The sequence below is a fragment of the Magnetococcales bacterium genome (assembly GCA_015231175.1).
In the GTDB taxonomy this organism is placed as follows: domain Bacteria; phylum Pseudomonadota; class Magnetococcia; order Magnetococcales; family DC0425bin3; genus HA3dbin3.
In genome coordinates, this window is record JADGBZ010000124.1 from 1 (window position 1) to 5,934 (window position 5,934).

General features: G+C 60.0%; 4 protein-coding genes. All 4 read left to right on the forward strand.

The window, feature by feature from the left end; all coding sequences use genetic code 11:
- The first annotated feature begins 215 nt into the window (after positions 1-215).
- Positions 216-1,136: an AAA family ATPase gene (locus tag HQL63_15450; protein ID MBF0178221.1), complete on the forward strand. Its 921-nt coding sequence runs from the start codon at positions 216-218 to the stop codon at positions 1,134-1,136.
- Entirely contained in the window at positions 1,133-2,104 is a 972-nt protein-coding gene (locus HQL63_15455) for a DUF58 domain-containing protein (GenBank protein MBF0178222.1), read from the forward strand. The genes HQL63_15450 and HQL63_15455 overlap by 4 nt, the downstream gene beginning before the upstream one ends.
- Positions 2,094-3,335: a DUF3488 domain-containing protein gene (locus tag HQL63_15460; GenBank protein ID MBF0178223.1), complete on the forward strand. Its 1,242-nt coding sequence runs from the start codon at positions 2,094-2,096 to the stop codon at positions 3,333-3,335. The genes HQL63_15455 and HQL63_15460 overlap by 11 nt, the downstream gene beginning before the upstream one ends.
- A gap of 306 nt (positions 3,336-3,641) precedes the next feature.
- On the forward strand, positions 3,642-5,849 hold the full coding sequence (locus tag HQL63_15465) for a hypothetical protein (GenBank protein MBF0178224.1): 2,208 nt from the start codon (positions 3,642-3,644) through the stop codon (positions 5,847-5,849).
- Positions 5,850-5,934 lie beyond the last annotated feature (85 nt).

A 5,934-nucleotide genomic window follows, 5' to 3' on the forward strand; every position in this document is an offset into this window, starting at 1 on the left:
TCCAGGGGGAAGGGCTGTGCCCTTCCCCCTGGTGGGGTTCGGGGCGAAGCCCTGATAAAGGCTTTCATATCCAGGCTTTTCTTGGGGTTCGGGGCGAAGCCCTGATAAAGGCTTTCATATCCAGGCTTTTTTTGCAAGGGTGCTGAACAGTTATGTGCACGGAAGGGTTCCGGGTTATAACGAAACTCCAGGGTGTTCCAGGATAGGTTGCAACCATGAGTCAACATGATTTTTCAAAAGTGCCCAGGCTGTTCGCCCGGGCAGGGGAGATTCTTCTGGGCAAGGAGCGGCAGATTCGTCTGGCCCTGGCGTGTCTGTTGGCCGGCGGACATCTGTTGATCGAGGATCGTCCCGGCGTGGGCAAGACCACTCTGGCCTTGACCCTTGCCCGATTGTTGGGACTGGGGTTGCAAAGAATCCAGTTCACCAGTGACCTTCTGCCCGCCGATCTGCTGGGTGTGGCGGTTCTGGTTCGTGAGAGCGGTCATTTTCGTTGGCATCCGGGGCCGCTCTTCAATTCGGTGATCCTTGCCGACGAAATCAACCGGGGCATGCCCAAAGTTCAGAGCGCCCTGCTGGAGGCCATGGAAGAGGGACAGGTGACCGTGGAAGGGGAGACCCGACCCTTGCCCACACCCTTTTTTGTCATCGCCACGCAAAATCCCCTGGAACATGCAGGAACCTTTCCGCTGCCCGATTCCCAAATGGACCGGTTTCTCATGTGCATCAAACTCGGGTTTCCTGATCCCAGGGCGGAACGGGCCCTGCTGGAGGGAGAGTCTCGCCGCCACCTGTTGCAGCATGTGCAGCCGCTCCTCGATGCAACAGCCGTGACGGCTTTGCAGGCGGCTGCGGCCCGGGTGCATGTGGCGGCTCCTCTGCTGGATTACATCCAGGATCTGCTGGCTTTTTCCCGGAGTTCCGGCGATTTCCGGGAGGGTGGGCTGTCACCCCGGGCAGGGTTGGGTTTGCTGGCCGCAGCCCGGGCCTGGGCTTTTCTTGGCGAGCGGAGCCATCTCCTTCCCGAGGATCTCCAGGCGGTGCTCCCCGGCGTGGTGGGTCATCGCCTGCGTTTGCATGCCCAATCCGGGGGGGATGCCGGGGCCCATCTCCTGACCTCGGTACCCTTGCCATGACCCTGTTGAATTTTTCGGGCCGGGCCTGTTGTCCTGACCCGGTCCTGTTGGGTTGGCGGCATGTACGGATGGCGTTCAGCCCGGACGATCTGTTGGGGATGGGGGTGTTGTTGGCCATTCTGATCGTGGCCGTTCAGTCCGGCTTGAATCTGGCCCTGGGCTTGGTTTCCCTGTTGATCGGGGTGTTTTTGGTGGCGATTTTGCACGGCTGGCGCAATCTTGCTGGGATTCGGATCGTCCCACGCGCCCCGGAAGCGGTGTTTGCCGGGGAGTCGGCCTCTTTTTCGGTGCTTTTGGAGTCCAGCAAGCCTGGCCGACGCTGGTCCGTCCGGGTCACGGCAAGAGTGGCGGAAGGTTCAGCGGCCCTTCCAGTTCCGGCGGTGGTTCACCTGGAGGAGGGTGGTCGGGTGGCTCAGGAAATTTGTGCCCCCGCCCATCAGCGGGGCTGGCTGCGCCTGGTCGACGCCGGAGTGGAGAGTGCCCATCCCCTGGGATTGACACGGCTGCGGGCGCCCCTTCCCGGAGAGTGGCGGTGCCTGGTCTATCCGCAGCCGGATCAAACGTCGCTGCCCCTGCCCATGACGGGAGGTTGTGGCGAATCGGCAACCGCAAATCGGAGTGACGGAGAGGACGACCTAGCCAATCTGCGCGATTACCAACCAGGGGATCCGCTGCAAAGGATCCATTGGAAAACATCGGCTCGCCGCGATCACCTCGTGGTAAGGGAATTTTTTGGCACGGATCGGCGCATCGCCTGGCTGGCGTGGGAAGAGTTGGCCGACATGGCGGAAGAGGCACGCCTTTCGCGTTTATGCCGTTGGGTTTTGGATGCCGACATGGCCGGCATTCCCTTCGGCCTGGGTTTGCCGGGAGATGTCATTGCACCATCCAGCGGGGAGGCCCATCGTGTACGGTGTTTGACCGCCCTGGCGCTGTTCGGCAAAAAGGGTGGCAACCATGTCGCGTGATTTTCGTCCCGAGCCCCTGGTCTTGATCCTGGTGTCGGCAGAGTTGTTGCTGGCCGTTGGGCCGGGGTTTGTGCATTTGCCATGGCACGCGGCAGCGTGTGCGTGGGGCATTGTCGCGCTTTGTCTGGGGATGACTCTCTTGCACACACGGAGGTACCTTCGCCACGGATTTTTTCATCCTGTCCAGCGCAAGGTTCACATGGGTCTGCTGATCCTGGCCTGCTGCCTGGTCATTGCCGCCCGTCGCGATGTTCCCCTGTTGGATTTGGGAAGCAGTTTCCTGGGGGTGCTGCTGTTCATCAAGCTGCTGGAGTTGCATACCCCGAAGGATGGCAGACATCTGCTGCTGGCGAGTTTATTGCCTGCCCTGGCAGAGTGTTTCCATGATCAATCTCCCTGGACCGGTCTGCGCCTGCTGGGGGTTGTGCTGCTGTTGCCCCTGCTGTTGCCCCTGTTGACATGGAGCCCGGTCGTGGCTGGACAGCCCACACGAGAAGCAACCATTTTGACCGACATGCGGTCCATCGGAATGGGTTTGTGGCGCACGTTGAAGATGACCGGGATGCTGGTGGTCCACTCTTTTCCCATCACCATCATCTTGTTCCTGCTGTCACCCCGTCCCTACGATGGTGGAGAGATCTCCTCGGCTTTGCGCCAGGCACTCTATGGCATGGATGGTCCCCGGTTTGGCGGTGATGACCCGGCAGGCGCAGGGAAGGGCATCCAATGGTTGTTCCGGGAGGAGAGGTCGTGGTTGTCCAAACTTTGGGACGATTTCGTCGCCGCGCTCGACCACGGGTGGGAGGCTTTTTTGCACTATGGCGCCTATCAGCAACAGCAACTGCTGAACGCCATGGGTTTCACAGACGCCGGGTCGTGGTGGTCGGTGTTGGGGTTGCTGGCGTTGCTGATTGTTTTGTCGCTGGCTGCTCTCCTCGGATGGATGGTATACCATCGCTGGCGGCAGATGGATCCGGTGGTGCGGGCATACCATCGGCACTGCTGGCTTGTGGCCCGATTGGGAACTGCCCGTCTGCCGCATGAAGGCCCGGAGGATTTTGCCCGGCGGGCTGCCGGGCGGCACCCGTTTCTGGCCCAGCCCATCATGTGTATCGGGCAGCTGTACGGTGATTTGCGTTATGGGCCGGACCTTTCTCCGGAGATATTCCGGCAGTTGCAAAAACAGGTCAATTATCTGTTTTTTCGCGTCGTTTTTAAAAGAAATGGGTAACTGTACCTTTTTAAGACAAGCGACAAGCCCGGACTTTCAAGACAAGCTTGGACTTTCAAGACAAGCCTGGAGATGAAAGCCTTTGTCAGGGCTTCGCCCCGAACCCCACCAGGGGGAAGGGCACAGCCCTTCCCCCTGGACCCCTATCCTCAGTCTTTCAATGGTTTTTTTTGGGGCGTTGCCCCGAACCTCACGTGGCCGGGCTTTGAATAGTTACCCGTGCGCTGTGTTTTTCTCCCCGTTTCGTCTTGGCTCGGGAACGTGTAGAGTGGGGCGCGTCGTTCAACCCTGTTGTGGGAGGTGATCGTGCCCGGCGCCGGTTCCGACGATCTTTCTGACCAGATTCGCCAGCAAGCCCTGGCATGGAGCAGCGAGTTCAGCAAAAGCGATCCGTTTGCGTCCTTGACCGACCTGGAGCGCCGTTGGTCCGAGGCGATTGTTCTGGAGTTTATCCAGGCCATGCACCGCATCCACAACCGCCCGCCGCGCCGCTGGACCGCCCAAAGCGTCACCGAATGCTGCACCCAGACTCTGCCAGCCCGGGTGACGGCGCAAGCCTCTTTCTTCCAGGCCATGGTACCGGTTCTGACCCGTTTCATCACCTATCTGGCCACCATCGGCGCCCTGTCCAACGGTCCGGTTCTGAACCGCGCCCTGCACCGCGTCCAGGCCCGCATTGTGGCGCAAGCCGCCGCTCCAGACAACTGGAATATGACCAAAACCTTGCTGACCCATGCCGGGAACAATGGGTTTGATCCACAAAATCCGCAGGATATGGAGTCCTTCATCGACCGTGTCAATGCCGGAGAAATTCCTGAAATCCTGCCATTTCCCGGCAAACACGCCCACCATTCCCAGGCTCCGGCAAGCCCGACCGGGTCGCCATTGGCCGTCCGGGCCACTCCCCCCCACGTCTTGCCTCAACTGGTAACTCTGGTCAACGCCATCGCCCGGGATCTGGCCAAAGGAAAGGCACCCAACCTCACGGACGCGCTCGTCGTCCTTCTCGAACAGCACCCCAACATCCTCCTGGATATGCTCCCCATCCTGGCTGCCCGGATGCGGGAACCAAAAGAGGCCGAACATGATCCGGTTTTGGAAGCCTGGTTCATTGTTTTGGGCTTTCATCTGGAGCAGGTACGCTACGGCATCGACCGGAATTTTACTCGGGCAAAGAATCTTATCGCGGCGTTTCAGGCGGAGACGATCCGCATGACCCGTGACGACTCTTTGCCATCCGTGCTGCTCAACGCCATCATTGCGTCCCTCCATGAAGCCCGCCTGCAACCCGAACCGGAGCTTTTGGGAGCCTACGAGGCCATTATGGAAAAGAGCGCCCCGGCCCGTCCGCCCACGGCCCGGGAGATGCAGGACATGTTTGAAACCCTGTTTGCCAACTCCGACGACGACATTTTCCAAATCCACGCCCAGATGGACCACATGTTGCGGGTGGTTCCTCCCGAGATGCAAAAGATATTGTTGCAGGAGATGCACCAGTTGCAGCGTCCGCTCGTTGCGGAGGCCATGGCGCTCCTGGTTCTGCATCCGCAGGATGCCCTGCGTTTGACGGTCCGAGAGATGCTGGCTCAATCTCCTGCCAGGATTGCACCTGATACAGTCCGCCGTTTGATCGTGTTACGCAACTGGCTCCCCCCGAATGAACGGGCCCTCCTGGATCAAACCATCCGTTCTGCCCGCCAACATGGCGTTTCCTGTGCGCAATGGTCCACGGGAGAAGAGGTCATCAACCGTTATGCCCTGGCCATGGACGGCGGGGGGGCGTTGGGATTTTTCCTCCTCTCGCAAGCTGATCGCCAACAGCGTCTCTCCTCGATGCTTGCCAAGCGCAATTTTGGCATCGTGGACGCATGGTGCGGCGAGGCTATTCCTCACTCTGCCATGCGCCGGCAGCTTCGCCTGCAAATCCTTGAGGAGGGATTTCAAATCGTATCCGGCGTTTTTTCCGACCTGATGGTCAAGCACCATCTGCATGTTGGACTGGAACATGGTCACCCTCCTCCCCCCGGTCTTCTACAAATCGCCGAGACCGTTGCAGCCACCGACTGGCAGCCGGAAGCTGCCAACTTTGCCACAAGGTTGCAGGCGATTTGCGACACAGCCGGCCCCCAGGACGCCAGCAGGGATGCGGTCATCGTCCATTCCAGCCATGTCTGGGCGCAGGAGTTGGATATTGTCCAATCCTGGTTCATGGAGAGCCAATCCCTGGTGGACTACCTCCACGTGCGGCGCAGATCCCGACCCGCCACCCTCCTGGCGGGCATCCTCAAGGAATTTTTCGAGCCGGCCAGGCTGGAGTGGTCCGAGCGACTCGCCTGGACAGCCATTTGGCTCCACGAACAACCACCTGTCAAAGGGAAGCCCCACCCCCTGGCACATCGTTTCGCCCTTCTGGCCCAGCTCCTTTTCCAGGGACACCCGATGGAGGAGATCCCCCTGATGGAGCTTCTGGCCCAGAACACGATCGACGCCGCCCGCGTCGCTCCTCCCTTCTGAACGGGTTTGACACGAAAAACATGACTGAGCCTTTTTGCGCTGTTTGCAAAAAAGGCCCAAGGGGCGGGCCTTGGTCTGCCTTCTG

Coding starts and splice junctions, on each gene's coding strand:
- HQL63_15460 (MBF0178223.1), top strand. CDS start 2,094: ATGTCGCGTGATTTTCGTCCCGAGCCCCTGGTCTTGATCCTGGTGTCG.
- HQL63_15450 (MBF0178221.1), top strand. CDS start 216: ATGAGTCAACATGATTTTTCAAAAGTGCCCAGGCTGTTCGCCCGGGCA.
- HQL63_15455 (MBF0178222.1), top strand. CDS start 1,133: ATGACCCTGTTGAATTTTTCGGGCCGGGCCTGTTGTCCTGACCCGGTC.